The sequence below is a fragment of the Marinobacter sp. CHS3-4 genome (assembly GCF_030053415.1).
Classification (GTDB): domain Bacteria; phylum Pseudomonadota; class Gammaproteobacteria; order Pseudomonadales; family Oleiphilaceae; genus Marinobacter.
The window spans coordinates 1188982-1214463 of the sequence record NZ_JASGBJ010000002.1; the positions used below are offsets into that span (position 1 = coordinate 1188982).

Below are 25482 nucleotides of genomic sequence, written 5' to 3' on the forward strand. Positions count from 1 at the left end.
CGTTTCAAGTAACCGCCCCAACGATTATCATACCGCCCTGTCACATGCGAAAGCGCAGGCATATTACAGGTTCCTGCATTATGCTGTGAATCACGGACGCCCGGGAGAGGACGGACACCATGGCCCAGATGGCCGACAACTTCCTGTTAAGCCGCCTGTCGCGGACAGGATTCGTATTGCTGATCGCAATCGCGCTTTTCGCTTCAGCCAGATCCGAACACCTGACTCTGGTCACTGTGCTGCTTGCCGCAATGGTTGTATTCACAAGCAGCGCTTTCAGTGCCAACCGCTTGCAAACGCCCTGGCCCGTCATCCATAAAATGGCGTTTGCAGCCCTGGCAATGGCGCTGGCTGCCAGTCTCTGGTTTGGTCCCTGGAGCCTGGTGCACTGGTTTTACGTGATACCGCTCATCGCCTTCGCTTTGTTACCGCTGGCCTGGGCTACCGTCGTCAGCCTGATCTGCGTGCTCATGGCCATGATGGCCATTTCCTCCCTCACCGGCATGCCCGAACGCCATCAGATGATCAGCGCCTTCCTGATGACCATCTTGCTTTCCTGCCTGCTGGTTTTCCTACGAGAATACAAATCTCGGCAGCTAGCCCCGCTGCGGCGAACCGACGAACTCACCCAGGCCGCCAGCCGGGAATACCTGTCGGCCGATCTCCACAAGGAAATACAGCGCAGTGAGCGAGAAGGCATCGACATGTCTGTCATCATGATTGGCCTGGACACTCACCTCAGCGACAGTGATCCAGACGCCGATATCAGGTCTATTCTGCCACGTATCGGCCGCTACCTGCACTCTCAGCTGAGGGACTTCGACACCTACTACCGGGTTGCCGACCTACAGTTTCTGATCATTCTGCCAGGCATTCCGACTGCTGAAGCCTCCAAGCTGGCCGAAACCATTCGAATCGGCCTCAAGTCGCTCCTCAGCTCCCATCACCTGGAGCTGACTGTCAGCGCGGGTATTGCAGGCCTCAATATAGGCGACGATGCTGACAGCCTGCAAAGCTCGGTTGCAAACGCACTGCGCCGGGCGCAACAGCAGGGGGGCGATCGGGCTCAGGCCTACAGCACCTACAAACAGAAGCGAACTGAAAACCGGGCGGGAGGTCCAGCAACTTGACCGAAACACGCCTGAGGACACATACCCATCTGGCCGCGTATACGCTTGCCACTCTGTTCATTGCCAGTCTGGCTTTCCAAAACCTGCGATACGGGTTCTACGACCTCTTTTTCCTGGCCGCCGGAATGGCGCTACTGACTCTTAGCGGCGTCGGCTATACCTTTATTTCACGTCGCCACCAACTCTCTGCCAAAGGGCATCTCTTCATTCTGGCGGGGCTGAACAGCGCGCTAGTGGCCGCCATGATGGCGCTTTCGCCTACGGGCATCAGTCACTGGGTGATGCCCATGGTGGTTTTCAACCTGCTGGTACTGCCACTTCGACAGGGGCTCATTCTGTCTCTGCTGCTATTGCTGACGCTCAGCGGTTTTCTGCTGGTCTCCGAAACGCTGATCGAAGCCACAACTACAATCGCTGGAGTGTTGTCACTGATCATCGTGGCCGCACTGTACATCTGGCATTACGACCACATGGCGCAGTCGGCTGAAGATCTTGCCATTACCGACCCCGTTACTGGCGCGCACAACGCCCGCTTCCTGGATGAAACCCTACAGAAGGAAATCAGCCGCGCCATTGTGATGGACCACTGCCTGTCGGTCATAACGCTGGCCGTTGACTATGCGGATGAAGCGGAAGACTTGCACGGCAAAGATGGCCTGCAAAGACTGCTTAAAGATCTTACCCGGCATCTGTTCGGGGTGATAAGGGCAGGCGACACGCTCTACACGCTTGAAAATGGCCAGTTCTACCTGATCCTTCCATTTACTCCGGAAGAAGGTGTGCGCGTCATTGCCGAGCGCATTCGACGGACAATCGCAGAAGAAAGCTGGCCGGCTGTCGGCAAGGTAACCGTTAGCCTCGGCTGCACGACTCTCGCCAGTACTGACAGGCGCACCCAGGATCTGCACCGCCGAGTTCGTTCAGCGCTGCACGAAGCGCAGAAGCGCGGCGCTGACTCGGTGTGGTACAGCAAGGGCGACGCAACGGAATCATGACCGCCGACGGCTTACAGCCTCTGACAGACTGGCTGGCAATGAATCCCCAATGGCTTGCCTTCGCACTTTTCCTGACCGCCTTTCTGGAGTCTCTGGCACTCGCCGGCATCATCATTCCCGGCGTTGCCATTCTTTTCGCCATCGCGGCCCTCGCAGGCCAAACTGCCATGCCACTGATGCAGGTCCTCCTATGGGCCGGAGCTGGTGCCATCGCCGGCGACGGCCTGAGTTTTGGACTGGGAAGATGGTTTCAGGGACGGCTGGACCAGTTATGGCCACTGTCCCGCTATCCGGCGCTAATCACTCGGGGCGAGCGTTTTTTCCGGCGGCATGGCGGTAAAAGCGTGGTGGTAGGACGTTTTGTGGGCCCGATTCGCCCGGTCATTCCACTGATAGCGGGCGCATTCCTCATGCCATGGCGGCGGTTCCTGGCGTTCAATTTCGCCTCCGCAATAGGTTGGGCCCCGGTCTACATTCTGCCTGGCTATCTGGTCGGCAGCGCCATGGCCAGCGCTATCAAACCGCCGCCACATTTTTACCTGGTTGTCGGTATCGGCGTCGCCATTCTGACCGTCATATACCTGCTGATCTTCCGATTTCAGCTTGGGCTCGTCCAGGGCAGCCGTGCCTACGAATGGCTGGCCGCAAAGATGAGAGCCTATGACTCGACCCATCGTTTCTGGCGTTTGTACTCCAGCCACCGGCCGGATCATGCGGGGGAATTTCCTCTTCCGTCCATGATGCTGGGCCTTGGATGCCTGGCATTGTTCGCTATTCTTTCCCAACTGGCTCTTGCAACGGATCTGCTGGTCCGATACGACCAGCTGGCTGTCGAATGGCTGAGCCAGTTACGCCACCCACTTCTGGACAAACTGTTTATCGCGATCACGTTAATGGGCGACACGGCGATTCTGTTATCGGCGGCGGTTCTGATGACAGCCCTATTTGCATTTCGCGGGTTCTATTCAGCGGCTCTTCACATCGCGACAGCCACCATTTTGGCATCACTCGTTGTCTGGTTGCTCAAGGATGCCACTGCGATCGCTCGCCCTGACCTGGCATCGGCGTCACCGGATTCCGTCGCTTTTCCAAGCGGTCACGCCACAGGAATCACGCTGTTCTGCGCCCTGACCGCGAGCTTTGTCGCACGAGAATTCCGGACCGGGCAACGCTGGCAATTCTACCTGGCCTTCAGCCTTCCAATTGTTTTGGTTGCGACCAGCAGGATCTATCTGGGGGTTCACTGGCCGACCGATATTTTGGCCGGAATCTTTCTGGGAATGGCTATCGCCGGATTGACCAGAACCAGCTTCAGCCGATTTGACAACACACCGGTGACGCTGGACGCCACGCTCATTCTGACGATTACAATATGGGTGGGGTTTTCTGCAGCCTACCTGTTCTATCAGTGGCCACAGGCGCTGATGGCCTATGGGCAGATCTGAACTCAGCCACTTTCTTCCAGAGCTTCCAACAGGTCGTTCAGCCGATCCAGCCTTTCCATCGGGTCCTGAAGTTCTACCAGGCGCTGCTTCTCTTGCTTGTCCAACGGCAATAGCTCGGTCAGACGCCAGCCAACTTCGCGGGCATCGTGGTAATCCACTTCCATGCCAAGATCCCGGATCACGGGGTGCCGAAACAACGCCTTGAGTACCGAGGGCAGCTCCGCATAACGCTCGGGGATCAGTCGCTCTTCTTCCGCCAGCAGGCACTCGACATCCCCAACGTTCAGGCCATCATCCTGCTGCCAGGAACGCACCACGGTCACTTTGCTTTGACCCTCTACCGTGATACCCAACAAACCATTGTCCAGTTGCTTGAAATCAATAATACGGACATAGGTACCGATGTCGTAGAACGCCGCCATTTTACCGGTTTCCAGTCCATCTCTGAGCAATACGACCACGAAACCACGATCTTCTTTCATGCACCGGGTCAGCATATCGAGATAGCGCGGCTCAAACAGCTGCAGGGGAATCCTGCCGCCAGGCAACACTACAGAATTCAATGGAAACAGCGGTACGTTCATGGTTGGGGTTGTCACCAAATCTGAAACTCCGGAAGACCGGCTACCATGCCATATCTTCAGTGAATTGACAGCAATCGGTGAACCTCGTCTACGCGTGCCCGCGCCTCAGTCAACAACTGAAGGCTGCGGGAGGCGTTCAACTCAAGCTCACCCAAGCGACGATAGGCCGGTACCTCATCAAACGACGGAAGATCCCGATTCTGGCTCGCGCCGATCATCGAATGAAGCTGGGCCACAATAACCACATCAACCAGCTGAGGAGCAGACTCACTGCATTCATGGGACCAGGTCTCTGCATAACGGACCGCATTCAGAAATGGAGCGGGAAACGCCCAGTTTTCCAGTACTGCGGTGCCCACATCACCCCGCAATTCGTGAATCGCATGGTCGAGGTTGGTCTGGTCGGCAAACAGGTTCACATGGTGCTCCGCCTGAACCAGTATGGGAACCACCCCGATGTCGTGCAGCAACCCGGCCAGCAAGGCCTCTTCCGGATCAATGGACGTTGCACTGTCAGCCAACACCCAGCACAACGCTGCCACCTCTCTGGAGTGGCGCCAGAGCCGGTCCATCTCTTTTTGCAAAGAAGGGTGCTTGGACCGGAAAACCTCGCGCATCGAGAACACCGTTACCAACTGCCGTGTCGTTCGCATGCCCAGGCGAACGACGGCCTCGCGCACGTTTCGGACGTCAGAGAACCCGCGATACAGTGGGCTATTACAGGCCCGAACGAGCTTCGCCGCCATCGCCGGATCGGCCGAAACTGCATTGGCAACCTGTTCTGCTGCCGTGTCCTCACGGTCGACAAGTCGGCGCACCTTCCAGGCCACATCGGGCACGCTGGGCAGGGTCAACTGATTGGAACGAAGTTCCGCGTAAAATCCCATCAGCAGATAATGCTCTTCGCTCTCGGCTTCTCCGTTTGACTCGCCCGAATCCATTTCCACCTGCTGTACAGGGGCCGCGCGCAATAGCTGGTTGAGAAGATCCTGCCCGATCACCAGAAATTCGCAGGGTTTTATTGCCGTGACGTTGTACATGCGAGGCTGCAAACGAGCAATGGGGTTCACCGCCTTGTCGGAGGCAGCATCGATTGTGGATTTGCGTCCATCCACAGATTCCAGCTCGATTCGCCCCTCCACAAGAAAGAAATCCAGGCCATCACGCACGCCACGCTCAATCACTCTCTGCCCAGGGCCATGGCGTCTGCGCTCTGCCCTGTTTGCCAGAAGTACCAATTGATCATCGGTTAGCCGGTTGAGGGGCTGAAATTCTCTGAGGCGACGTAAAGACAGGCTATCCTGGCCAGCCATGTACTTTTCTCCCTTCTTCTGATGATGTCCCTGTAACACATTGTAAGCAGGTATTGGCGAAACAACCATTCCGCACAGACCGAATCTGCTCTTTATTGCGGATTATAAACTGCCCGGCCATGGCTCTCTGCTGGCTAACCACTTTGGTCGCGAACAGCTGTTTCGGAAGGCAGGTCGACAGATTGTGGAGAATGCAAAGGGCCATTACGAGGAAAACGACGCCAGCACCCTGACATCAAGCAAGGCGGTGCGACCGGGTTAGTCGAGTAGCGCGAACTGGAAAGGCGCCGTGAAGGGTCTGGAAAAGCTGGATTGACATAAAAAAACCGGGTGTTTGCCACCCGGTTTATTTGGATTCACACCATCGATCAGAAGAACGACCAGCCACCGTCGTCCTCTTCTTCAATATCATCTTCTGATTCTTCTTCAACTGGCTCCGGCTCTGGTTCAGACGCGGCAGAGCTTGTCTCTGGCGCACTACTCCCAGAGGAAGACGACTCCGCGGCGTTGGATGCAGCAACCTGCACAGACACCATGCCCAACGCTTCTTTGGTGGAATCATCCAACACTCCGGACGCGGTCAGGCCGTTGTCCTGCTGGAATTTTGTCAGCGCCTGACGCGTGGCATCGTCCATTTGCGGGCTAACGTTACTGATCGCGTATCCTGCGCCATAGAGCGCATTTTTCAGTGCAACCGTGTCATTGGCCATGGCAGACGGTGCGGCAGCCAAAGCGACGGAGCCTGCCAGAGCGGCAGCAGCAATATGACTGCGAAAACGTGTGAGCCTATTCATGAGTCACTCCAGTATCCTGTGATTTGTTTTTGTGGAACCAGACCCGTTCTGGCACTTAGCCTTTGATAGATCGGGATTTATACCAAAAGCCTAGCACAATCAGCCCTGATCCACCGGGCCGGATTGTTGTGATTCTGTAGCCGAAGGAGGCAGTTTCGTTTCAGGCTCGGGGTCAACTTCGCCAAACTCTCGAATGAAAATGCCCCAGAACGCCATGAACAACGCCGCAACCAGCGGCCCCATCACAAACCCGTTAATACCGAACATCGCAAGCCCACCCAGAGTCGACAACAGCACGATGTAATCCGGTAGTTTGGTATCACGACCGACCAGAATGGGGCGTAGCAAGTTATCCGACAGGCCAATCACCACGGTTCCGAATAGCGTCAGGATAACAGCCGAAACGATTTCACCGGTGGCGGCCAGGTAGATGGCGGCAGGCACCCAGACCAGGGCTGCGCCGACTGCCGGCAATAACGAGGCAATCGCCATCACCACGCCCCAGAGCAAGGCACCCTGAATACCCAGCACCCAGAATATGAAACCGCCAAGCGCGCCCTGAATAATGGCAATCAACAAATTGCCTTTTACAGTGGCACGGGTAACTTCGGCAAACTTGGCAAACAGCAGGCGCTCACGCTCGTCACCCAGCGGCAACGCCTTGATCATCAACTCGATCAGTTTATTACCATCGCGCAACAGGAAAAAGGCCAGATAGGCCATCAACGCCAGGCCAAGAAAGAACTGGAAAGTGTTCTGGCCAAAACCGATAGCCTGTTTGGCAAGCAACTGACTCCCACCCACGAACACGCTAACAGCGCGATCACGAAGATCGGTAAAATTGATCCCGAACTCCGCGAAGAACGCCTCAATGGCAGGAAACGAATTGACCACCTGGTCAATGTATTCACCGGGTTTGAGCTCCCCGCTCTGGATTTTCTGATACACGACCACGCCCTCTGCCACCAGAGAGGTCACCAGAGCCAGCACGGGTATAATGACGATCACCAGACACAGAGTCAGCGTCAACAGGGCAATCACGTTGGGCCGATCCCCCAGACGCCCCGCAAGCTTCTGGCGCACCGGATGGAAAATCAGCGCGATGGCCACTGCCCAGAAGATCGGGCCAAAGAACGGCTTCATCAGAAGGATGAAGGCCAGGGAAACGCCAACCAGCATGGCGAGGAAAGTCCGTGTTTCAAGTTTTTCGTACATAAGAGGATTACCAGTTCCCTGTTAGAGGTGAGCGACACTTAGCCTCGACGTCATGGCCAGTGTAACGGCTTTCAGGGTATAGTTGTGGGTTGTTGATTATTCGTTAAACAGGTCAGAAGGTTGGATAACGAAGAGTTTACCGTTGAAACGGCTCTTGAAGCAGCAAGCGCTCTCCACCGCGTGCTGGCTGCCAGAACGCATCGCCGCAAAGTCATGGGCCAGGACGTTCTGGTACCAGGCCAGCTCGGCGAGGCTTTGCACCTGCCGCAAATTATCCGTCGCCTGCAGGGCAAACAGGCCAGACAACGAGATCAGGGACTGGAGGATTTCCAGGACCTATGGCCGACACTTTCTCCCGCCACAAGGGACAAGGTTCTGAACGACATTGGCTGGTATGACCCCAAGTCACTGGACTGGGATGACAAGCGCTCGAACCGACGTCCAGTCATCGACCCTGACTAAATAAATCAGATAGTTAGCCCACTAATCCAGAGAACCTCTCGCTCATCTTTACGCCAGTATTCGCCCCGGATTCATTTGGTCAACGGACTGTTACCGAAACCAAACACAGTGGATTTCAAACTGCTATATCCTGATTTGTATTGGTCGGCTGCTGCTCGGCCACGCAACCAATCAGTTAGGACAGTCGATGGCATGCGTATCCTGAGAACCGATGAAAGCCGCTTCACGGGCTTACCGGACTATCCATTCACACCCAACTATCTCGACGCCGAACCCGGCCTGAGAATGCATTACGTGGACGAGGGCCCCATCAGTGCCGACCCCGTCGTGATGCTGCATGGGGAGCCCTCCTGGTCCTATCTTTACCGACATATGATCCCTCTTGTTTCCGCCGCCGGCCACAGGGTGATTGCGCCGGACCTGATAGGCTTTGGTAAATCCGACAAGCCGTCTGACATCAATGATTACAGTTACGACCGACACATCGCCTGGCTTTCAAGCTGGTTGCACTCACTGAATCTCAGAAATATTACGCTGGTCTGTCAGAACTGGGGCTCGCTTTTGGGCTTGCGCCTGGCAGCAGAACATCCGCAACTGTTCCAGCGCATTATCGTCGGTAACGGGATGTTGCCTACCGGGGAAACATCCGTGCCGGCGGTGTTCAGTTTCTGGAAAGCGTTTGCCACTCACAGCCCATGGCTTCCGATCGGGCGTATCGTACAGCTGGGCACCGAGCGAACCCTCAGCAAGGCTGAAATCTCGGCCTATGAAGCGCCGTTCCCGAACGACGAGTACAAATCAGGCGCCCGTGCCTTCCCTAAACTGGTACCGGTTAATGAGAGTCATCCGGCCAGCCCCGCAAACAAAGCGGCCTGGCGCGTGCTGGAAAAATGGAGAAAACCGTTCATCACTTGCTTCAGCAGTGGCGACCCCATTACGCGCGGCGGAGAGCGCCACATGCAGCGGCGTATCCCGGGGGCCCATGGTCAGCCTCACATTACCCTGCAGGGCGGGCACTTCCTGCAGGAAGATTCTCCGGAGGCGTTTGCCCGCATCATTGTCGACGCCTGCAAGTCTGAACTGGCTGCATAAACCGCCTCATCGACAAAGCACAATTCTTTAACCGAAGACCGTGACGGTCTGACGACTCGTTGCCACCAATTCCCCCTGCTGAGTCCAGATCCCGGCTTGAGTATGACCATACCCTGCCTCGGCCTGATCGATGGTTGCCTTGTACAACAACCAGTCACCAGGTTCGATCTTCGGCCTGGGATGAAGAATATCCATCGCCCAGCTCAGTGAACTCGCCGGCGCCGGTGCCTTCAGGTGTGGCAGCAATGCAGGTGGCCAAGCGTCTACCAGCGCGACAATGTGAGCGTCGGTTATTTCCTCTGGCGGCTCCCGAAACTGCATCCAGCCGCCCATTTCACGACCGCCCTTGCCACTGAACGGCATCTGGCCAAATGCCCAGCGCATTTCAATGTGCTGGGTAAACTCTGGAGTGACATTCTTGATGTAGGATAGCGGCTGGCATTCTTCGGGCGGTGGGGCATCCGGTGCTGGCAGCGGGTCAACAGCTACTGATGAATCTCGTCCACCACCAAAACTGGCAAACGCAACCAGTTGAGGCTGATCACCCTGTTCAATCCGCCCCATGGCCTGACTGACGGCCTTGCCTTCGCGCAGAATCTCGGCGTTCAGGCTTGCAGGCTCGTCGGATTTGACTGGCCCGACAAACGATACCTGCATGGAGCGCATTGGCCTCCCCTCGGCAACCACATCAGCCATACGCTCGAACAGCAGCGCAGCGGTTAAACCTCCGAACGTGGCCCTGCCCTGTCCCCAACTTGGGGGAATCGTTATCTGGTTCTGCGCAGCGCTCACACTCAACAATTCATCAAAGGTCATTCTCTCGCCTCATTAGCATCCTATTCGAATCAGCGAAAGCTTGCCCAATCCTGAACAGCGGCGCAACCACTGCTCCGGCAACTACCTACAGGGCTCTGGACAAATCGGATATAAAAGCAGCAGCAAAGCGGGTATACTCTGCCCCACATTATGCATTGTCCTGCAATGCTCTACCCTCCGAATCCCGAGATCATGAATGTCTGATTTGACCTTTGCCGAACTCGGCCTCGATGCAGCGGTGCTTGAAGCTGTTGCGGCCGTCGGCTATGAAAAACCTTCTCCTATCCAGGCGCAGACCATTCCTGCGCTGCTGGCTGGCAAACATCTGCTGGGCGTGGCCCAAACCGGCACCGGTAAAACCGCTGCGTTTGCCCTGCCGCTGCTGAGCCGAATCGATGCTTCGGTCATGGAGCCCCAGATTCTTGTACTGGCTCCTACACGCGAACTGGCCATTCAGGTAGCCGAAGCCTTCACCACCTATGCCAGCAAGTTCCGTAATTTTCACGTGCTGCCCATTTATGGCGGCCAGGATTTTCAGCCACAGATCAAAGGGCTCAAGCGCGGCGCCCAGGTGATTGTGGGCACTCCAGGCCGAATGCTGGACCATCTTCGCAAAGGCACATTGAAACTGGGCAGCTTGAAAGCCCTGGTTCTGGACGAAGCCGACGAAATGCTTCGCATGGGCTTTATCGATGACGTGGAAGCCATTCTGTCCAAAACGCCGGACAACTGTCAGCGGGCCCTGTTCTCTGCAACCATGCCGCCGCAGATCAAGAAAGTTGCACAGACGTATCTGCGGGATGCTACAGAAGTCCGTATTGAAAGCGAAACTCGCACTGTCGAGCGCATTTCCCAGTTTGTCTTGCCCGTCTATGCGGAGCGCAAGCTGGACGCATTGACCCGCATTCTGGAAGTGGAGCCTTGCGACGCATCCATCATCTTCGTGCGCACCAAGGCTGAAACTACTCTGCTGGCCGAAAAACTGTCTGCTCGCGGACACGCCGTAGCGCCGCTCAATGGTGACCTCAATCAGCGCCAGCGAGAGATGACCGTTGAGGACCTCAGACGAGGCCGAAAAGACATCATCGTTGCCACTGACGTGGCCGCCCGTGGACTCGACGTCCCGCGGATCACCCACGTCATCAACTACGACGTACCCTACGACACCGAAGCCTATATCCACCGGGTTGGCCGGACTGGTCGTGCAGGGCGCAACGGCAAGGCGATTTTGCTGGTCACCCCGCGCGAGCGCAGCTGGCTGCGGACACTGGAGCGCGCCACCAACTCGCCCATGGAAGCTTACCAGCTACCTTCGCCGGTTGAACTCAAGAAAATGCGTGAGCAGCAGTTTGAGCAGCAGCTTCTGGGCTTTGCAGAAGATGGCAAGCTGGCCAAGGCGATGGGCCTACTGGACGAAATCGCCGAACGCAACGAGATGGACGTTGCGATGGTCGCAGGCGCCCTGGCCTGCTGGATGGAAGCCATTCAGCCGGGAACACTGCCGCTGGAACAACCGGATGCACTGCCGGTGGTATCCGCAACGCCTCCACCCCGTCGTGATCGCAAAGGCGGCAAACCACCCGGCAAGGGCGGCTTTAAGAAAGGCCCGAAAGGTCGTGGCGGCCCGGGCGGCTTTAAAGGCAAGCCACCCGGCAAAGGTGGCAAAGGCGGTGGCAAGCCCGCTGGCAAGCGCCCGCCTCGCAAGGACTAATCAGCCGGCTTCTGGCCGCTGATAGACGACAAAACTGTAGTCATAGGGGTTGTTTTCGGACGCGGAGAAATCCTCCCGTCCGATTTCTTCCCACTCATCCCAGTTTACTTCCGGGAAAAACGCATCGCCTTCCACTTCGGCGTGCACCTGGGTCACGTACATGCGATCGACCATTGGCAGTGCCTCGGTGTAGATCTGCCCACCGCCAATGATCATCACTTCATCACCACCTTCGATTTCTGCCTGCGCTTCCGCTTTTACCAGCGCCTCTTGCAATGAGTTGGCAGAGGTAGTGCCTGCAGGCGCTTCCCAATCGGAATTGCGCGAAATCACCACGTTCATTCGGCCGGGCAACGGCCTGCCAATCGAATCCCAGGTTTTCCGGCCCATGATGATGGGCTTACCCATGGTCGCTTGTTTGAAATAGCGCAGATCTCCGGGCAGGTACCATGGCAGGTTGTTGTTGCGGCCTATGACCCGGTTTCGGGACATGGCTACTATGAGGGCTTTTCTCATGTGTTTGGCCTTCAGTTTGGGAGTCCTGTTCTTATGGGCCCGCTGACTGTGAGGCAGCAAAACGTCGGGGAGGATCTTTCAAAAAACGCTACGAGCGCATCCATGCGCGCTTGGGCTCCGCCATCCATGGCTCCGCACATTTTTGAAAGATCCTCCCCGACGTTTCGCGTCCAATTTAGTCGCGAGCTTTTCAAAGCTAAAGCGGCCACACCCTTCAAGGAAATGACCAATTGGATAATACAGGTTCGTTGTCACTAGGAAATACATTCGCCCGAAGCCAGAACGCGAGGCAGTGAGAGGGGCTGTCCGAAAATGTGCGGAGCCATGGATGGCGGAGCCCAAGCGCACACGGACGTGCTTGTAGCGTTTTTCGGACAGCCCCTCTCACTGCGTCGCAGTCCCCACAACAATCGGACTAGCACTGAAGCAAAGCGGCAAACTAGACGGCAATGGGCGCCTTGATCCCAGGCAGCGGGTCGTAGCCCTCGAACTCGAAATCCTCGAGCTCATACTCGAAGATACTGACAGGCTTGCGCTTGATGACCAGTTTCGGCAAAGCCCTGGGCTCGCGCTTCAACTGTTCGAACACGATCTCATCGGTGAGATGGTTCTGGTACAGGTGGCAATCACCAAAGGTATGCACAAACTCGCCGACATCCAGATCACACTGCTGGGCAATCATATGGGTCAGCAGTGAATAGGAGGCGATGTTGAACGGCACTCCGAGAAACAGGTCCGCACTGCGCTGGTATAACTGACACGACAACTTTCCATCGGCCACGTAAAACTGGAACAGACAGTGGCAAGGCGCCAGCGCCATGCGACCCTCGCGAACGTTATCCTGGGGACCGATGGATTCGTCTGGCAGCTCTGCCGGGTTCCAGGCAGAGACGATCAAGCGGCGGGAGTTCGGCTTGGTTTTAATCTGTTCAATCACTTCGCTGATCTGGTCCACGACATCGCCATTTGGGCACTGCCAGCTTCGCCATTGCTTGCCATAAATCGGGCCCAGATCGCCGTCTTCAAGGGCCCATTCGTTCCAGATAGAGACCTTTCGTTCTTTCAGCCAGTTATTATCCGTGGAGCCACGCAAAAACCACAGGAGCTCATAGATGATGCTGCGCAGGTGAACTTTCTTGGTGGTGACCAGCGGAAACCCTTCCTGCAGGTTGAACCGTAGCTGACGACCAAACACAGACCGGGTACCCACGCCGGTACGGTCTCCTTTGTCGAAGCCGTTATCGACGACATCCTGCATCAGATCGAGATAGGCTTTCATGACTCATTTCTCCGATAGGCAATGAACATCAATGTGGCACCCGCAACGATCATGGGGAAAGACAATACCTGACCCATCGTCAGCCAGTCGAAAGCCAGATAGCCGAGTTGCGGGTCCGGCTGTCGAACGAATTCCACCATGAAACGGAACACGCCGTAGGCCAACAGAAACAGGCCAGACACCGCCATTCTGGGTCGAGGCTTGGCCGAGAACCACCACAGGATGACGAACAATGCGACACCCTCAAGAGCAAATTGGTACAGCTGAGATGGGTGGCGCGCCAGCGAGTCAGGCGCAGTGCGGAATACCATGCCCCAGGCGACGTCTGTCGGTTTTCCCCAGAGTTCGCCATTGATAAAGTTGCCGATCCGCCCTGCACCCAATCCAATCGGCACTAGAGGTGCGACGAAATCCGCCAGCCGCCAGAAGCCACACCCAACCTTGCGGCCATACCACCACATAGCGGCGATGACCCCCAGAAGGCCTCCGTGAAACGCCATGCCCCCTTCCCAGACCCGGAACAGCCAGAGCGGATCCGCCAGAAAGGCATCGAAATTATAGAAAACGACATAGCCGAACCGGCCACCCAGAATCACGCCCAGAGCAAGGTAAAAGATCACGTCGCCCATTTGTTCTTCGGTGATTGGCGAGCCGGGCTTGCGGGCCCGCAATTTGCCCAGCCACCAGGCAGCCAGGAAACCCACCAGATAGGTCAGCCCGTACCAGTGGATTTTCAGCGGCCCCAGGGAAATAGCGACCGGATCAATTTGCGGGTGTTGCAGCATCAGAAACCTCTGTGCGTTGACTTCAGATCAGGAAACGAAGTCCTACTATGATCAGCAGAACGGCAAAAATCTTCTTGAGCAATCTGGCATCTAACTTATGGGCCAGGTTGGCGCCCACTCGGGCAAACAGAACGCTGGTCAGAACAATACCCAGGAAAGCGGGCAGATAAATAAAGCCAAGGCTCAGCGATGGCAGATCGGGATGATTCCAGCCGGTGCCGATATTCGCAAGAGCGCCTGCGAAGGCAATGGGAAAGCCACAGGCGGCGGAGGTTCCGACCGCGTTTTGCATACGCAGGTTACACCAGCTAAGGAATGGCACTGTCAGCGTACCGCCGCCAATACCAAAGATCGCCGACGCCCAGCCAATACCGGTACCGGCCACACCAAGGCCAAGCTTACCGGGCACATCCCTGCCCGGCTTTGGATTGACATCGAGCAACATTTTAAAAGCGACGAGTATGACAAAGACGCCGATGATCAATTCCAATGAGGGGCCTGACAGCATGGAAGCCGTCACCGCGCCCAACGAAGCTCCCAGCACAATGCCGACGGCCATGGATTTTACGATGTCCCAGCGTACGGCCTCATGCAGATGATGAGAACGGATTGAACTGATGGACGTAAACACAATGGTCGCCAGAGAAGTACCAACGGCGAGATGCGCGGCGATTTCACCACTTACTCCTTGCAGGCCAAAGCTGAAAATCAACACGGGCACAATCACCAGCCCGCCACCAATGCCAAACAGTCCGGCGAGTGTTCCAGCGAAGGCGCCCAGGCCAAGATACAGAGCTATGAGGGAAATCAGCGTCATTGTTGATCCACGCACGCAAAAAACGGAGGCTGGTATGATACACACCGTCGCCCTTTTGTTCACTTGCCAGGAAACCAGAACCGTATGTGCCTGATTGTTTTTTCCGTTGGCCGGCATCCTGAGTTCCCGCTGGTCATGGCTGCCAACCGAGATGAATTTTTTCGACGCCCAACCGCAGCCATGGATTGGTGGTATAGCGATACCGCCGGTTCAGAGGTTCTTGCGGGTAGAGACCTGCAGTCGGGTGGAACCTGGCTGGCGGTAAACGCCCAGGGTGTTGTGTCCGCCGTTACCAACGTCCGGGAAGCCAACGATATGGCGGCGGCACATTCGCGGGGCGAACTTCCGTTGATGGCCCAGGCTCTGAGCACCCAGGAATTGAATCGCAGACTGTCGTCGGAGCAGGATCACTACGCTGGATTCAACCTGGTCCGGGTCGATCCGGATGGTGGTTGGTACTTTAGTAATCGCGCCGCGGGCGCTAGCAATCGTGCCGCAGGTGCCAGTCACCAGGGTGCCGATTCCGGGCGCGAGATTCACCACGGTATATACGGGCTCAGTAACCACCTGCTCCAGACCCCCTGGCCAAAGCTATTGCGACTTCGACGCTCTGTTGGTGAGACGCTCGAGGGCGCCCTCGAGAACAATACAGACGAGATTCATGACTCCTTGATAGGTCAGCTGCAGGACACCACTCCAGCGCCTGATGATCAACTGCCCGATACTGGCGTAGGCCTTGCGACCGAGCGCTTTCTTTCATCTCCCTTTATCAAAAGTGAAGAATACGGCACCCGGGCCACGACCATCGTCACCGTCGGCAAGAGCGGTCGGATACAGGTCACAGAGCAGAGCTATGGGCCAAACGGAGAAAAATCAGAACGCAGGCAGTTTCATTGGCAGCGAACGGCATGAAGCTTTGATATAATCCGCCCAAATCCGCGACAACCGGAGGCCCCGTATGGCCGCTGAAGAAAGTACCGCGTCCATTGCCGACTTCGAAAAATCACTGGATGAGCTTGAAAAGCTGGTCAACGATCTGGAACGGGGAGAGCTCTCTCTGGAGCAGTCGCTGTCCGCTTTCGAACGCGGCGTAAAGCTCACTCGCGAATGCCAGCAGGCACTGAAGACTGCCGAACAACGGGTTGAGCAACTGGTGGAGAACAGCGACGGAACGCTGGAAACAAAACCGTTTACGCCTGACGAATCCGACTGACGCCCTGGCCCGATGGACGACTCCGCCTGATGAACGCTCTGGAAACTCCGGTTACGCCTTTCCTTGAAACCTGTCGATCAAGAATTGATAGCACCCTGGACCAACGACTGAGCGCTTCAGAGTTTGGATCGCCACGCCTGCTGGAAGCCATGAGGTACAGCGTTCTGGGTGGTGGTAAACGAGTGCGTCCGGCACTCTGTCTGGCTGCTTCCATGGCGGCAGGACAGTCAAACGACGCGGCACTGGTGCCGGCTTGCGCGGTGGAGCTGATTCACGCCTATTCACTGATTCACGACGACCTGCCTGCCATGGACGACGATGATCTTCGCCGGGGCAGACCGACCACCCACATCGCCTTCGATGAGGCGACCGCCATTCTGGCCGGTGACGCCCTGCAGACTCTGGCCTTCGACTGGCTTGCGGACGCTCCATTGCTGAACGACCAGAAACGATTGGCAATGGTTCGGGAATTGGCCGCCGGCAGCGGCCATCTCGGCATGGTGGGCGGCCAGTCGATTGATCTGGAATCCGTGGGCAAACAGCTGTCCATTGACCATCTGGAATCCATGCACCGCCACAAGACTGGCGCCCTGATCGTCGCAACCGTGCGCATCGGCGCCCTCACGGCGCCGGATATTCGCCCTGAACAGCTGACGGCGTTAACGGATTACGCCAACACGCTGGGCCTGGCTTTCCAGGTTCAGGACGATTTGCTGGATATTGAGGGGGACACCACAGTGATCGGAAAGCCACAGGGCTCTGACCTGGCACGTGGCAAACCGACTTATCCATCACTGATGGGCGTAGAACGCGCCAGACAGTACCTGAACGAACTCCTGAATTCGGCTTTGGCAAGCCTGGACGGCTTTGGCCCGGAAGCTGACACGCTTCGCGCCATGGCGGATTACGTTGTTGCCCGCACCCATTGATAGCCCGCCGACCTGACGTGCACACTGGCAATGAATAAGGTTTAAAGGTCGCAGGACTGAAATATGTCGTGACCATCCCGTATAATAGTCAGACATTCGAAACACCCGACAAAGAACGAGTAGATGCACGAACCATATACTTTTCAGGAAATCCCGTCTCAGCGGCCCAACACGCCGCTGTTGGATCGGATTGACACCCCGGACCAGCTGCGTGGATTGCACGCCGAGCAGCTGACTCAATTGTCCAGGGAGCTTCGTGCGTTTCTGCTTTGGTCGGTAGGCCAGACCGGCGGCCATTTCGGCGCCGGCCTGGGGGTCCTCGAGCTCACGGTCGCGCTGCACTATGTATTCAACACGCCGGACGACCGGCTGGTTTGGGATGTGGGTCACCAGGCGTATCCCCATAAAATACTGACCGGCCGCAAACACCGTATGGATACCATTCGCCGAAAGGAAGGCCTGGCGGGGTTTCCCAAACGCGCAGAGAGCGAATACGACACGTTCGGCGTTGGCCATTCCAGCACGTCCATCAGCGCCGCACTGGGCATGGCGATTGCTGCCAGACTGAAAAACACCGGTCGCAAGAGCATCGCAGTGATTGGCGACGGTGCGATGACCGCCGGCATGGCGTTCGAAGCATTGAATCACGCCGGTCACCTGCATGCCGACATGCTGGTCATTCTCAACGACAACGACATGTCGATATCCCGCAACGTGGGTGGGCTGTCCAACTACTTTGCGAAACTGCTGGCCAGTCGCACTTATAACCAGGTGCGTGACAGCAGTAAGCGGGTGCTTCAGGGAACACCCAACCTGATGGCCTTTGCCCGCAAAACAGAAGAACACTTCAAAGGCATGATTTCGCCCGGCACCCTGTTTGAAGAGCTGGGCTTCAACTATATCGGGCCGATCGACGGCCACGACCTTCCGTTGCTTCTGGAAACCCTGGAAAACATCCGCGAACTGGACGGTCCACAGTTTCTGCATATCGTGACCACCAAAGGCAAAGGATTTGCTCCGGCCGAGGCAGATCCCATTGGCTACCACGCCATCAACAAGATCGAGCCGGTACCGCCTTCCCGCCCCGAGCCTGTCAAACCCAAGCCTTCCAAGCCAAAATACGCCAATGTGTTTGGCCAGTGGCTGTGCGATACGGCGGCTGAAGACAGCCGGGTTGTCGGCATAACACCTGCGATGTGTGAAGGGTCGGATCTGCTTGAGTTCTCGAAGCGGTTTCCAGATCGCTATTTCGATGTAGCCATCGCCGAGCAGCATTCGGTCACCCTTGCTGCAGGCCTGGCCTGCGACGGCGCCAAGCCTGTCGTTGCCATTTATTCCACGTTCCTGCAAAGGGCCTACGACCAGCTGATACACGATGTCGCCATCCAGAACCTGGATGTACTGTTTGCTATCGATCGGGCCGGTCTGGTGGGCGAAGACGGCCCTACGCATGCCGGCGCATTCGACATCAGCTATCTGCGCTGCATCCCCAACATGGTGGTGATGACGCCTTCGGACGAAAATGAAACCCGCCAACTGCTGCAAACCGGGATGCTTTACGACGGCCCCGCGTCTGTTCGTTACCCTCGCGGAACCGGCCCCGGCGCGAAAATTGAACAGGAACTTACCCCCCTGCCCATCGGCAAAGGACGCCGGGTCAAAGAGGGCGCAGGCATTGCGATTCTGAACTTTGGCACTCTGCTAACCCCCGCATTGGAGGCAGCACAGTCACTCGGTGCCACCGTCGCGGATATGCGCTTCGTCAAGCCGCTGGATGAGGCGTTGATTCTCGAGCTGGCAGAGCAACATGACTTGCTCGTCACGCTGGAAGAAAATGCCATTGCCGGCGGCGCTGGCAGCGCGGTAACCGAGTTCCTTAATAGCCGCAACCTGCTTCAGCCAGTACTTCAACTTGGCCTTCCGGATACTTTCGTGGATCACGGCAAGCATGGCGAGCTGTTGTCAGAAGTAGGGCTGGATGTGGAAGGGATCCAGCGAGCCATTAAAACTCGCTGGGATCAGACCAAGCAGACCGACTTGCTGGCTGCCGTCAAATAGCCGGGTCGTCGTCCTGGTGGGTCTCGAGCCAGTGGCCCAGTTTACTTTGCTTGGTGTTCAGGTAATGCTCGTTGTGAGGATTTCGGCCCACGTGTAGAGGCACGCGTTCGGAGATCGTGATGCCCAGATCGGTCAACGCGTCTACTTTCCGGGGATTGTTGGTCATCAATTTCAGGCTACGGATATTCAAGTGCTCGAGCATGTCGCGGCACATGCTGTAATCCCGCAAATCTGCCGCAAATCCCAGTCGTTCATTGGCTTCAACCGTATCTGCGCCCTGATCCTGCAGGTTGTAAGCGCGGATCTTGTTCAGCAGGCCAATACCCCGACCCTCCTGACGCAGGTACATCAGAATGCCCCGACCTTCCCGTGCGATGCTGCGTAACGCTTCTTCAAGCTGATAGCCACAGTCACAGCGCATGCTGTACAGCGCATCACCGGTCAGGCATTCAGAATGGGTGCGAGCCAGCATCGGCTCAGGGTCGTCCAGATTTCCCAGTGTCAGGGCGATGTGTTCTTTACCAGTGTCCGGCTCTTCAAAGCCGTGCATGTCGAAGACACCGAAGGGCGTCGGTAGCCGACAGGTCTGGACATAACGAACAGCCACAGTATTTCCTCGTGGTTCAGTCAAACGGGCCGCGCATTCTATCATGGTGGCCTCGTCGTGGCGTAGTTTCTGCACCGCCCGATCCTCTGGTTATTGGTTTCAAAGGATTACGAAGTGGAGTCGGAAGCAGACCAGTGGCCGCTGCGCCCCCCGGATTTTTCCAGCAGGCGAATATCTCCAATCACCATGCCACGATCAACCGCCTTACACATATCATAAAGCGTGAGAGCGGCCACACTGACCGCGGTCAGTGCTTCCATTTCAACGCCGGTCTGGCCAGAAAGCTTACAGCGCGAACGGATAACGACGGTTTTATTATCCTGCCCCGGCGCCAGCTCCACCTTCACCGAAGACAGATTGAGTGAATGGCACAGGGGTATCAGCTCATGAGTTTTCTTGGCCGCCATGATGCCTGCGATCCTTGCCACCGCAAGCACGTCCCCTTTTGGGTGTCCGCCCTCGACGATCATCGCCAGGGTTTCCGGTGCCATCGTCACCACCCCTTCGGCCTGAGCCTCACGCTCGGTGACTGCCTTCGAACCGACGTCTACCATTCGGGCTTCGCCGCGGGCATCAAGGTGCGTGAGTTTGCTCATAGTGCTCTCCCGATTTCAGGATTCAGTCAGTCATTATTGTTGGGCTGCCACTGAAGGCCACCAGAAACCTATGCCGGCGATTCCCTGTGCGCCCAACGAAACAATGTCACGTTCATCTCCGATATTTAAACCGCCCAGGCCATAAATGACGATGGCAGACTGGGCAATCAGATCCCTGAACACCTCCGTCCCCAGTGCCGGAGCCCCCGGGTGTGACTCTGTGGGTCTGACAGGTCCCAGGGTAATAAAGTCCGCATCGAGCTTCATGGCATGCTCAATCTCATCGGCACTGTGACAGGATACGGCCAGCCAGTGATTGCTTCCAATGGGTCTTTGACGATGGCGCTGGGCCTCGCGCCAGGGCATGTGCACACCCGCCGCATCCGGAAAGCTTTCCAGCAGTGCCGGCTTTCCATGGAGCATCCAATTGACGTTCTGATGTCCCGCCTCACCCGAAAGCACTCGAGCTGCCACTTCCTGGTAGGAAGCCGCATCCAGCTCCGGCGCGCGAAGCAGGCACAGCGCCGACGACTTGCCGGGTACGCCGCGTTTGATTCTGGCGACATAATCATCGGCATCCCTCGCGCTGCCCGTGATGGCATATCGGCGCGGTAACCGGGCTGCTCGGATAATAGGACGGTTGGCGGCAGGAAATTCCTCATCCAGCAATAGCGAAGGAGATCGCCACTCCACCGACTGACCTTCCTTGCCCTCTGGCTCACCGGAGTGGGAGAAAGCCTCCCACACATCGAGAAACACGCGCTTGTCGCCATAATCATGGCGAATTCCGATGAGCGGGGTTAAATCAGCCGCAGACACGGTGAGCCCCGTTTCCTCGAGCGTTTCTCGCACCAGAGCCTGCTGAACCGTTTCACCGGGTTCAAGCTTGCCGCCAGGAAACTCCAGAAGCCCCCCCTGATGGAGGTGGTCCGGCCGGCGGGCAATCAGCACCTTGTCTCCCCGCCGAATGACACCAACGGCAACATGAACCTCTGCTACCGGCGCCATGCTCAGGTACGGTATTCCGCGTTGATGGTGACGTAATCGTGAGAAAAATCGCAGGTCCAGACGGTCTCACTGACGTCGCCGCGCTTGAGGTCAATGTGGATGGTAATGTCCTCACGGTCCATCACCGCCTGCCCACGCTGTTCACGGTAGTCATCCGCCCTGCCACCATTTCGAACAAGGCAGACATCACCCAGATAGATTTCAAGCGCCTGAAGATCCAGGTCTTCGATGCCGGCACGACCAACCGCTGCCAGAATACGCCCCCAGTTCGGATCAGAGGCAAACAGAGCGGTCTTGACCAATGGCGAGTGTGCGACGGTGTAGGCGACGTCTAATGCTTCCTTTACGCTTCCAGCGTGGCTCACTTCAATAGAGACAAATTTGGTGGCCCCTTCAGCGTCGCGAACGATGGCGTGCGCCAGCTCAAGATACACTTCCTGAAGCGCGACCTTCAGTTCGGCGGCGTGAGGGCTATCGGCGTGGATTTCAGATCCACCGTACTGCCCGGTCGACATCAACATGCAGGCATCGTTGGTGGAGGTATCTCCATCAACGGTAATGCGATTGAACGAACGCTCCCCAAGCTCCGAAGCCCACTGATTCAAAAGCGCCGGGGACAGCTTGGCGTCTGTCGCAATGAAGCCCAGCATAGTGGCCATATTTGGCCGAATCATGCCGGCGCCCTTGCTGATACCGGAAATGGTGACCAGATGTTCACCCAGACGAAGCTGACGGGTTGAGCCTTTGGGGCGCGTATCCGTGGTCATGATTCCGGATGCCGCTTCTTCCCAGCGATCCTCGCCCAGATTCGCCAGAAGCTCCGGCATGGCGGAGATAATCTTATCTGTGGGTAGAGGTTCGCCGATGACGCCAGTAGAGAAAGGAAGGACGGCCTCTGGCGGAACGCCCGCTTCTTTCGCGAGAGCTTCGCAACAGGCATTGGCATCTGACATGCCCTGGCGACCGGTACCGGCATTGGCGTTACCGGTGTTGATGATCAGGTAGCGAGGCTGCCCGGCGCCAAGATGTTGCCGGGCAACGTGCACAGGCGCAGCGCAAAACTGGTTCTGGGTAAAAATGCCCGCCACCTGACTGCCGGGCGCCAGCTCAAACACCACCAGGTCTTTACGCCCTGGCTTCTTAATACCGGCGCTGGCGATACCGATAGCCACACCGCGAACAGAATGGAAAGTCGGCAGAGCGCCGGGGCCTACTGCCATGATCAGCTAACCTTGCCGTGACACTGCTTGTATTTTTTACCAGAGCCGCAGGGGCAAGGCTCATTGCGCCCCACTTTGCGCCCATCACGGACGTAGGTATCTGGCGTGCTCTGGGGCTGGGAACCACTGCGTTGCGCGCCTTCATCGGCTTTTTCAGCCGTTGCACTGGTCTCGTCGTGACGAAGCTTGGCCTGGGCGAGCTCGCGCTCGAGTTCTTCCTTGCGGCGACGTTCGACCTCTTCCATTTCTTCCCGACTCTGCACTCGAACGCGGGACAGCACCCTGACCACGTCGCGCTTCATGGTCTCCAGCATATCTTCAAACAGGTTAAACGCTTCGCGCTTGTATTCCTGCTTGGGGTTTTTCTGGGCATAGCCACGCAGGTGGATACCACGACGCAGGTGGTCCATGTTTGACAGGTGCTCTTTCCAGAGCGTGTCCAGAACCTGAAGAAATACCTGCTTTTCAAACTTGCGCATGGACTCGGCGCCAGCCAGCTCTTCCTTGCCCTGATAGTCGGCGACGATGGCTTCCAGAATGCGTTGGCGCAGGCTCTCCTCGTAAAGCTTGGAATCTTCCTCCAGCCATTTCTGGATCGGCAGGTCGATCGCCAGCTCGGACTGCAGCTGGTTTTCCAACCCTGCCACGTCCCACTGCTCGGGCATGCTCTGGGGCGGAATAAACTCACTGATCAGCTGGTCAACCACGTCCTCACGGATGGTCTGAACCATGTCCGATACATCGTCGGAGGACATCACTTCGTTGCGCTGGTCGTAAATAACCGAGCGCTGGTCATTCGCGACATCGTCGTATTCGAGCAGTGTCTTACGCATGTCGAAGTTACGACCTTCCACCTTGCGCTGGGACTTTTCGATGGCGTTGGTGACCATGCGATGCTCAATAGCTTCGCCTTTTTTCATGCCCATGGCCTGCATCAGGCTCTTCACCCGATCCGGCGCAAAAATACGCATGAGATTGTCTTCCAGCGACAGGAAGAATCTTGAAGAACCCGGGTCACCCTGACGACCTGCGCGGCCCCGGAGCTGATTATCGATCCGGCGGGATTCGTGACGCTCGGTGCCGATGATATGCAAACCGCCAGCTTCCAGAACCTGGTTATGCCGCTCGGTCCACTCGGCTTTGATGCGGGCAACCTCTTCCTCGGAAGGGTTTTCCATATCCGCAACTTCAAACTCCCAGTTACCGCCCAGCACGATATCCGTGCCCCGGCCCGCCATATTCGTGGCAATGGTAACCGCGCCAGGACGGCCTGCCTGAGCAATGATGTGAGCTTCGCTTTCGTGCTGTTTCGCGTTCAGGATCTTGTGGTCGATACGAGCTTTTTTCAGCAGCATCGACAGCAGCTCGGACGCCTCGATTGACGCCGTGCCCACAAGAATCGGGCGGCCTTCGGCAGTGACGTCTTTGATTTCGTCAATAATGGCGTGGAACTTTTCTTCCTGTGTCAGGTAGATCAGATCGTTGTAATCAATACGCTGGATCGGCTTGTTGGGCGGAATCACCACCACGTCCAGGCCATAAATCTGGCGAAATTCGAAGGCCTCGGTGTCAGCGGTACCGGTCATACCGGCAAGCTTGTCGTAAAGGCGGAAATAATTCTGGAAGGTGGTAGACGCCAGAGTCTGGCTTTCCGCCTGGATTCGCACCCCTTCTTTGGCCTCAATGGCCTGATGCAGGCCTTCACTCCAGCGACGGCCGGGCATGGTGCGGCCGGTGTGTTCGTCAACGATGACGACCTGATCGCCCTGGACAATGTAATCCACATCTTTCTGGAACAGGTGGTGGGCGCGAAGCGCTGAATGAACGTGATGCAACAGGCTAAGGTTTGCCGCCGAATACAGGCTTTCATCCTCGCGTAGCAACTCCATGCTGCGCAACAGATCTTCAACCCGCTCGTGGCCGGCTTCAGTCAGTTCAGCCTGGCGAGATTTTTCATCAATGGTGAAATCACCGTCCGGCTCACCTTCCTCATCCTCTTTCACTTCGCCCTTGGTCAGCTTCGGCACCAACTCATTAATGGCCTTGTAGAGTTTGGAGCTGTCTTCTGCCGCACCGGAAATGATCAGCGGTGTCCGGGCCTCGTCGATCAGGATGGAGTCGACTTCATCGACGATGGCGAAATGCAGACCCCGCTGGACCTTGTCTTCCGTGCTGAAGGCCATGTTGTCACGAAGGTAGTCGAAACCGAATTCGTTGTTGGTACCGTAGGTAATATCTGCCTGATAAGCTGCGCGCTTCTCTTCGGGCGGCTGACCGGAGGCCACAACCCCGACCTGCAGGCCCAGGAAGCGGTAAAGCTTGCCCATCCACTCTGCGTCACGACGAGCCAGGTAATCGTTGACGGTAACCAGATGCACGCCCTTGCCGGTCAGAGCGTTGAGGTAGACGGCCAGGGTCGCCACCAGAGTTTTGCCTTCGCCGGTCTTCATTTCGGCAATACGGCCTTCGTGCAGGGTAATACCACCTATCATCTGCACATCGTAGTGGCGCATCCCCATGACGCGGCGAGCACCCTCACGCGCTGTGGCGAAGGCTTCCGGAAGCAGTTGGTCCAGCGTTTCGCCTTCTTCATAGCGACGTCGGAATTCGGCGGTTTTACCCTGCAATTCGGTGTCTGACAGATTGCCGTACTGTTCTTCAAGTTCGTTGATGCGCGAGACGGTTTTGCGCATACGCTTGATTTCCCTGGCGTTCTTACTGCCAAACATCTTAGTTGCAAGCTTCGTGAACATAGACCACTGCTTCTTTGATTAATCGGAGGAAGCGGCATTCTAACCTTATTTCGCAAGAGTACAAAAGTCAGGCTTCTCAGAAGCCTGACTCAGTCAAGGCGCTAAATCAGGGGAATGCAGCGGGGCCGGATGGCCCCAGAGACA

Annotated in this window: 24 protein-coding genes; 10 read left to right on the forward strand and 14 right to left on the reverse strand. The window is 56.8% G+C overall.

Going from position 1 to position 25482, the window contains the following annotated elements:
- Nucleotides 1-119 precede the first annotated feature (119 nt).
- Genes QLQ17_RS13395 through QLQ17_RS13405 form a run of 3 tightly spaced genes read left to right on the forward strand, consistent with a single transcriptional unit; the run spans nucleotide 120 to nucleotide 3570 of the window.
- Nucleotides 120-1130, forward strand: coding sequence for a GGDEF domain-containing protein (locus QLQ17_RS13395; RefSeq protein ID WP_283210076.1), 1011 nt, complete (start codon nucleotides 120-122; stop codon nucleotides 1128-1130).
- Nucleotides 1127-2125, forward strand: a complete 999-nt coding sequence (locus QLQ17_RS13400) for a GGDEF domain-containing protein (RefSeq protein WP_283210077.1) — start codon at nucleotides 1127-1129, stop codon at nucleotides 2123-2125. Before QLQ17_RS13395 ends, QLQ17_RS13400 begins: the two co-directional genes overlap by 4 nt.
- Nucleotides 2122-3570 (forward strand): bifunctional DedA family/phosphatase PAP2 family protein, encoded by a 1449-nt coding sequence (locus tag QLQ17_RS13405; RefSeq protein WP_283210078.1) that lies wholly within the window; start codon nucleotides 2122-2124, stop codon nucleotides 3568-3570. Before QLQ17_RS13400 ends, QLQ17_RS13405 begins: the two co-directional genes overlap by 4 nt.
- Nucleotides 3571-3572: 2 nt before the next feature.
- On the opposite strand, the gene QLQ17_RS13410 is transcribed toward QLQ17_RS13405, so the two are convergent.
- The 4 genes from QLQ17_RS13410 to QLQ17_RS13425 all read right to left on the reverse strand — a co-directional run bounded on the left by QLQ17_RS13410 (nucleotide 3573) and on the right by QLQ17_RS13425 (nucleotide 7476).
- A complete protein-coding gene (locus tag QLQ17_RS13410) occupies nucleotides 3573-4154 on the reverse strand; it encodes an LON peptidase substrate-binding domain-containing protein (RefSeq protein ID WP_349306801.1) in 582 nt (193 codons plus the stop codon).
- Nucleotides 4155-4210: 56 nt separating this feature from the next.
- Nucleotides 4211-5467, reverse strand: coding sequence for an HDOD domain-containing protein (locus QLQ17_RS13415; protein ID WP_283210080.1), 1257 nt, complete (start codon nucleotides 5465-5467; stop codon nucleotides 4211-4213).
- 368 nt (nucleotides 5468-5835) lie between these two features.
- A complete protein-coding gene (locus QLQ17_RS13420; protein WP_283210081.1) occupies nucleotides 5836-6261 on the reverse strand; it encodes a peptidoglycan-binding domain-containing protein in 426 nt (141 codons plus the stop codon).
- A 99-nt stretch (nucleotides 6262-6360) separates the two neighbouring features.
- Nucleotides 6361-7476: an AI-2E family transporter gene (locus QLQ17_RS13425; protein WP_283210082.1), complete on the reverse strand. Its 1116-nt coding sequence runs from the start codon at nucleotides 7474-7476 to the stop codon at nucleotides 6361-6363.
- Nucleotides 7477-7596: 120 nt separating this feature from the next.
- Between QLQ17_RS13425 and QLQ17_RS13430 the strand changes: the two genes are divergently transcribed.
- Both QLQ17_RS13430 and QLQ17_RS13435 read left to right on the forward strand, forming a co-directional pair.
- Nucleotides 7597-7938 carry a hypothetical protein gene (locus QLQ17_RS13430; RefSeq protein ID WP_283210083.1) on the forward strand — a complete coding sequence of 114 codons (342 nt, stop codon included), beginning with the start codon at nucleotides 7597-7599 and terminating at the stop codon, nucleotides 7936-7938.
- A gap of 192 nt (nucleotides 7939-8130) precedes the next feature.
- Nucleotides 8131-9030: a haloalkane dehalogenase gene (locus QLQ17_RS13435; RefSeq protein WP_283210084.1), complete on the forward strand. Its 900-nt coding sequence runs from the start codon at nucleotides 8131-8133 to the stop codon at nucleotides 9028-9030.
- Nucleotides 9031-9057: 27 nt separating this feature from the next.
- Here QLQ17_RS13435 and QLQ17_RS13440 read toward each other — a convergent pair whose 3' ends face one another.
- The gene (locus QLQ17_RS13440; protein ID WP_283210085.1) at nucleotides 9058-9846 is read right to left on the reverse strand and encodes an acyl-CoA thioesterase; all 789 of its coding nucleotides are present in this window, start codon (nucleotides 9844-9846) and stop codon (nucleotides 9058-9060) included.
- A 196-nt stretch (nucleotides 9847-10042) separates the two neighbouring features.
- Between QLQ17_RS13440 and QLQ17_RS13445 the strand changes: the two genes are divergently transcribed.
- Nucleotides 10043-11557 (forward strand): DEAD/DEAH box helicase, encoded by a 1515-nt coding sequence (locus tag QLQ17_RS13445; RefSeq protein WP_283210086.1) that lies wholly within the window; start codon nucleotides 10043-10045, stop codon nucleotides 11555-11557.
- On the opposite strand, the gene QLQ17_RS13450 is transcribed toward QLQ17_RS13445, so the two are convergent.
- The 4 genes from QLQ17_RS13450 to QLQ17_RS13465 form a co-directional block, all read right to left on the reverse strand.
- Nucleotides 11558-12073, reverse strand: a complete 516-nt coding sequence (locus QLQ17_RS13450; protein ID WP_283210087.1) for a dihydrofolate reductase — start codon at nucleotides 12071-12073, stop codon at nucleotides 11558-11560.
- 439 nt (nucleotides 12074-12512) lie between these two features.
- On the reverse strand, nucleotides 12513-13352 hold the full coding sequence (locus QLQ17_RS13455) for a thymidylate synthase (protein ID WP_283210088.1): 840 nt from the start codon (nucleotides 13350-13352) through the stop codon (nucleotides 12513-12515).
- Nucleotides 13349-14137, reverse strand: coding sequence for a prolipoprotein diacylglyceryl transferase (lgt, locus tag QLQ17_RS13460; protein ID WP_283210089.1), 789 nt, complete (start codon nucleotides 14135-14137; stop codon nucleotides 13349-13351). The genes QLQ17_RS13455 and lgt overlap by 4 nt, the downstream gene beginning before the upstream one ends.
- 22 nt (nucleotides 14138-14159) lie before the next feature.
- Nucleotides 14160-14954, reverse strand: coding sequence for a sulfite exporter TauE/SafE family protein (locus QLQ17_RS13465; RefSeq protein ID WP_283210090.1), 795 nt, complete (start codon nucleotides 14952-14954; stop codon nucleotides 14160-14162).
- Between the two features lie 84 nt (nucleotides 14955-15038).
- Between QLQ17_RS13465 and QLQ17_RS13470 the strand changes: the two genes are divergently transcribed.
- The 4 genes from QLQ17_RS13470 (at nucleotide 15039) to dxs (ending at nucleotide 19154) form a co-directional block, all read left to right on the forward strand.
- Nucleotides 15039-15866 carry an NRDE family protein gene (locus QLQ17_RS13470; protein WP_283210091.1) on the forward strand — a complete coding sequence of 276 codons (828 nt, stop codon included), beginning with the start codon at nucleotides 15039-15041 and terminating at the stop codon, nucleotides 15864-15866.
- Between the two features lie 46 nt (nucleotides 15867-15912).
- Nucleotides 15913-16167 carry an exodeoxyribonuclease VII small subunit gene (locus QLQ17_RS13475; protein ID WP_283210092.1) on the forward strand — a complete coding sequence of 85 codons (255 nt, stop codon included), beginning with the start codon at nucleotides 15913-15915 and terminating at the stop codon, nucleotides 16165-16167.
- A gap of 29 nt (nucleotides 16168-16196) precedes the next feature.
- Nucleotides 16197-17096 carry a (2E,6E)-farnesyl diphosphate synthase gene (ispA, locus tag QLQ17_RS13480; RefSeq protein WP_283210093.1) on the forward strand — a complete coding sequence of 300 codons (900 nt, stop codon included), beginning with the start codon at nucleotides 16197-16199 and terminating at the stop codon, nucleotides 17094-17096.
- A gap of 123 nt (nucleotides 17097-17219) precedes the next feature.
- Nucleotides 17220-19154, forward strand: coding sequence for a 1-deoxy-D-xylulose-5-phosphate synthase (gene dxs, locus QLQ17_RS13485; RefSeq protein ID WP_283210094.1), 1935 nt, complete (start codon nucleotides 17220-17222; stop codon nucleotides 19152-19154).
- Here dxs and ribA read toward each other — a convergent pair.
- From ribA to secA, 5 genes are all read right to left on the reverse strand, one after another.
- On the reverse strand, nucleotides 19147-19761 hold the full coding sequence (gene ribA / locus QLQ17_RS13490) for a GTP cyclohydrolase II (protein WP_283210095.1): 615 nt from the start codon (nucleotides 19759-19761) through the stop codon (nucleotides 19147-19149). The two genes, dxs and ribA, sit on opposite strands and share 8 nt — an antisense overlap.
- A 107-nt stretch (nucleotides 19762-19868) precedes the next feature.
- A complete protein-coding gene (gene moaC, locus QLQ17_RS13495) occupies nucleotides 19869-20357 on the reverse strand; it encodes a cyclic pyranopterin monophosphate synthase MoaC (RefSeq protein ID WP_283210096.1) in 489 nt (162 codons plus the stop codon).
- A gap of 33 nt (nucleotides 20358-20390) precedes the next feature.
- Nucleotides 20391-21365, reverse strand: coding sequence for a Nudix family hydrolase (locus tag QLQ17_RS13500; RefSeq protein WP_283210097.1), 975 nt, complete (start codon nucleotides 21363-21365; stop codon nucleotides 20391-20393).
- A gap of 2 nt (nucleotides 21366-21367) precedes the next feature.
- Entirely contained in the window at nucleotides 21368-22585 is a 1218-nt protein-coding gene (gene argJ, locus QLQ17_RS13505; protein WP_283210098.1) for a bifunctional glutamate N-acetyltransferase/amino-acid acetyltransferase ArgJ, read from the reverse strand.
- A gap of 2 nt (nucleotides 22586-22587) precedes the next feature.
- Nucleotides 22588-25338, reverse strand: coding sequence for a preprotein translocase subunit SecA (gene secA / locus QLQ17_RS13510; protein ID WP_283210099.1), 2751 nt, complete (start codon nucleotides 25336-25338; stop codon nucleotides 22588-22590).
- Nucleotides 25339-25482 lie beyond the last annotated feature (144 nt).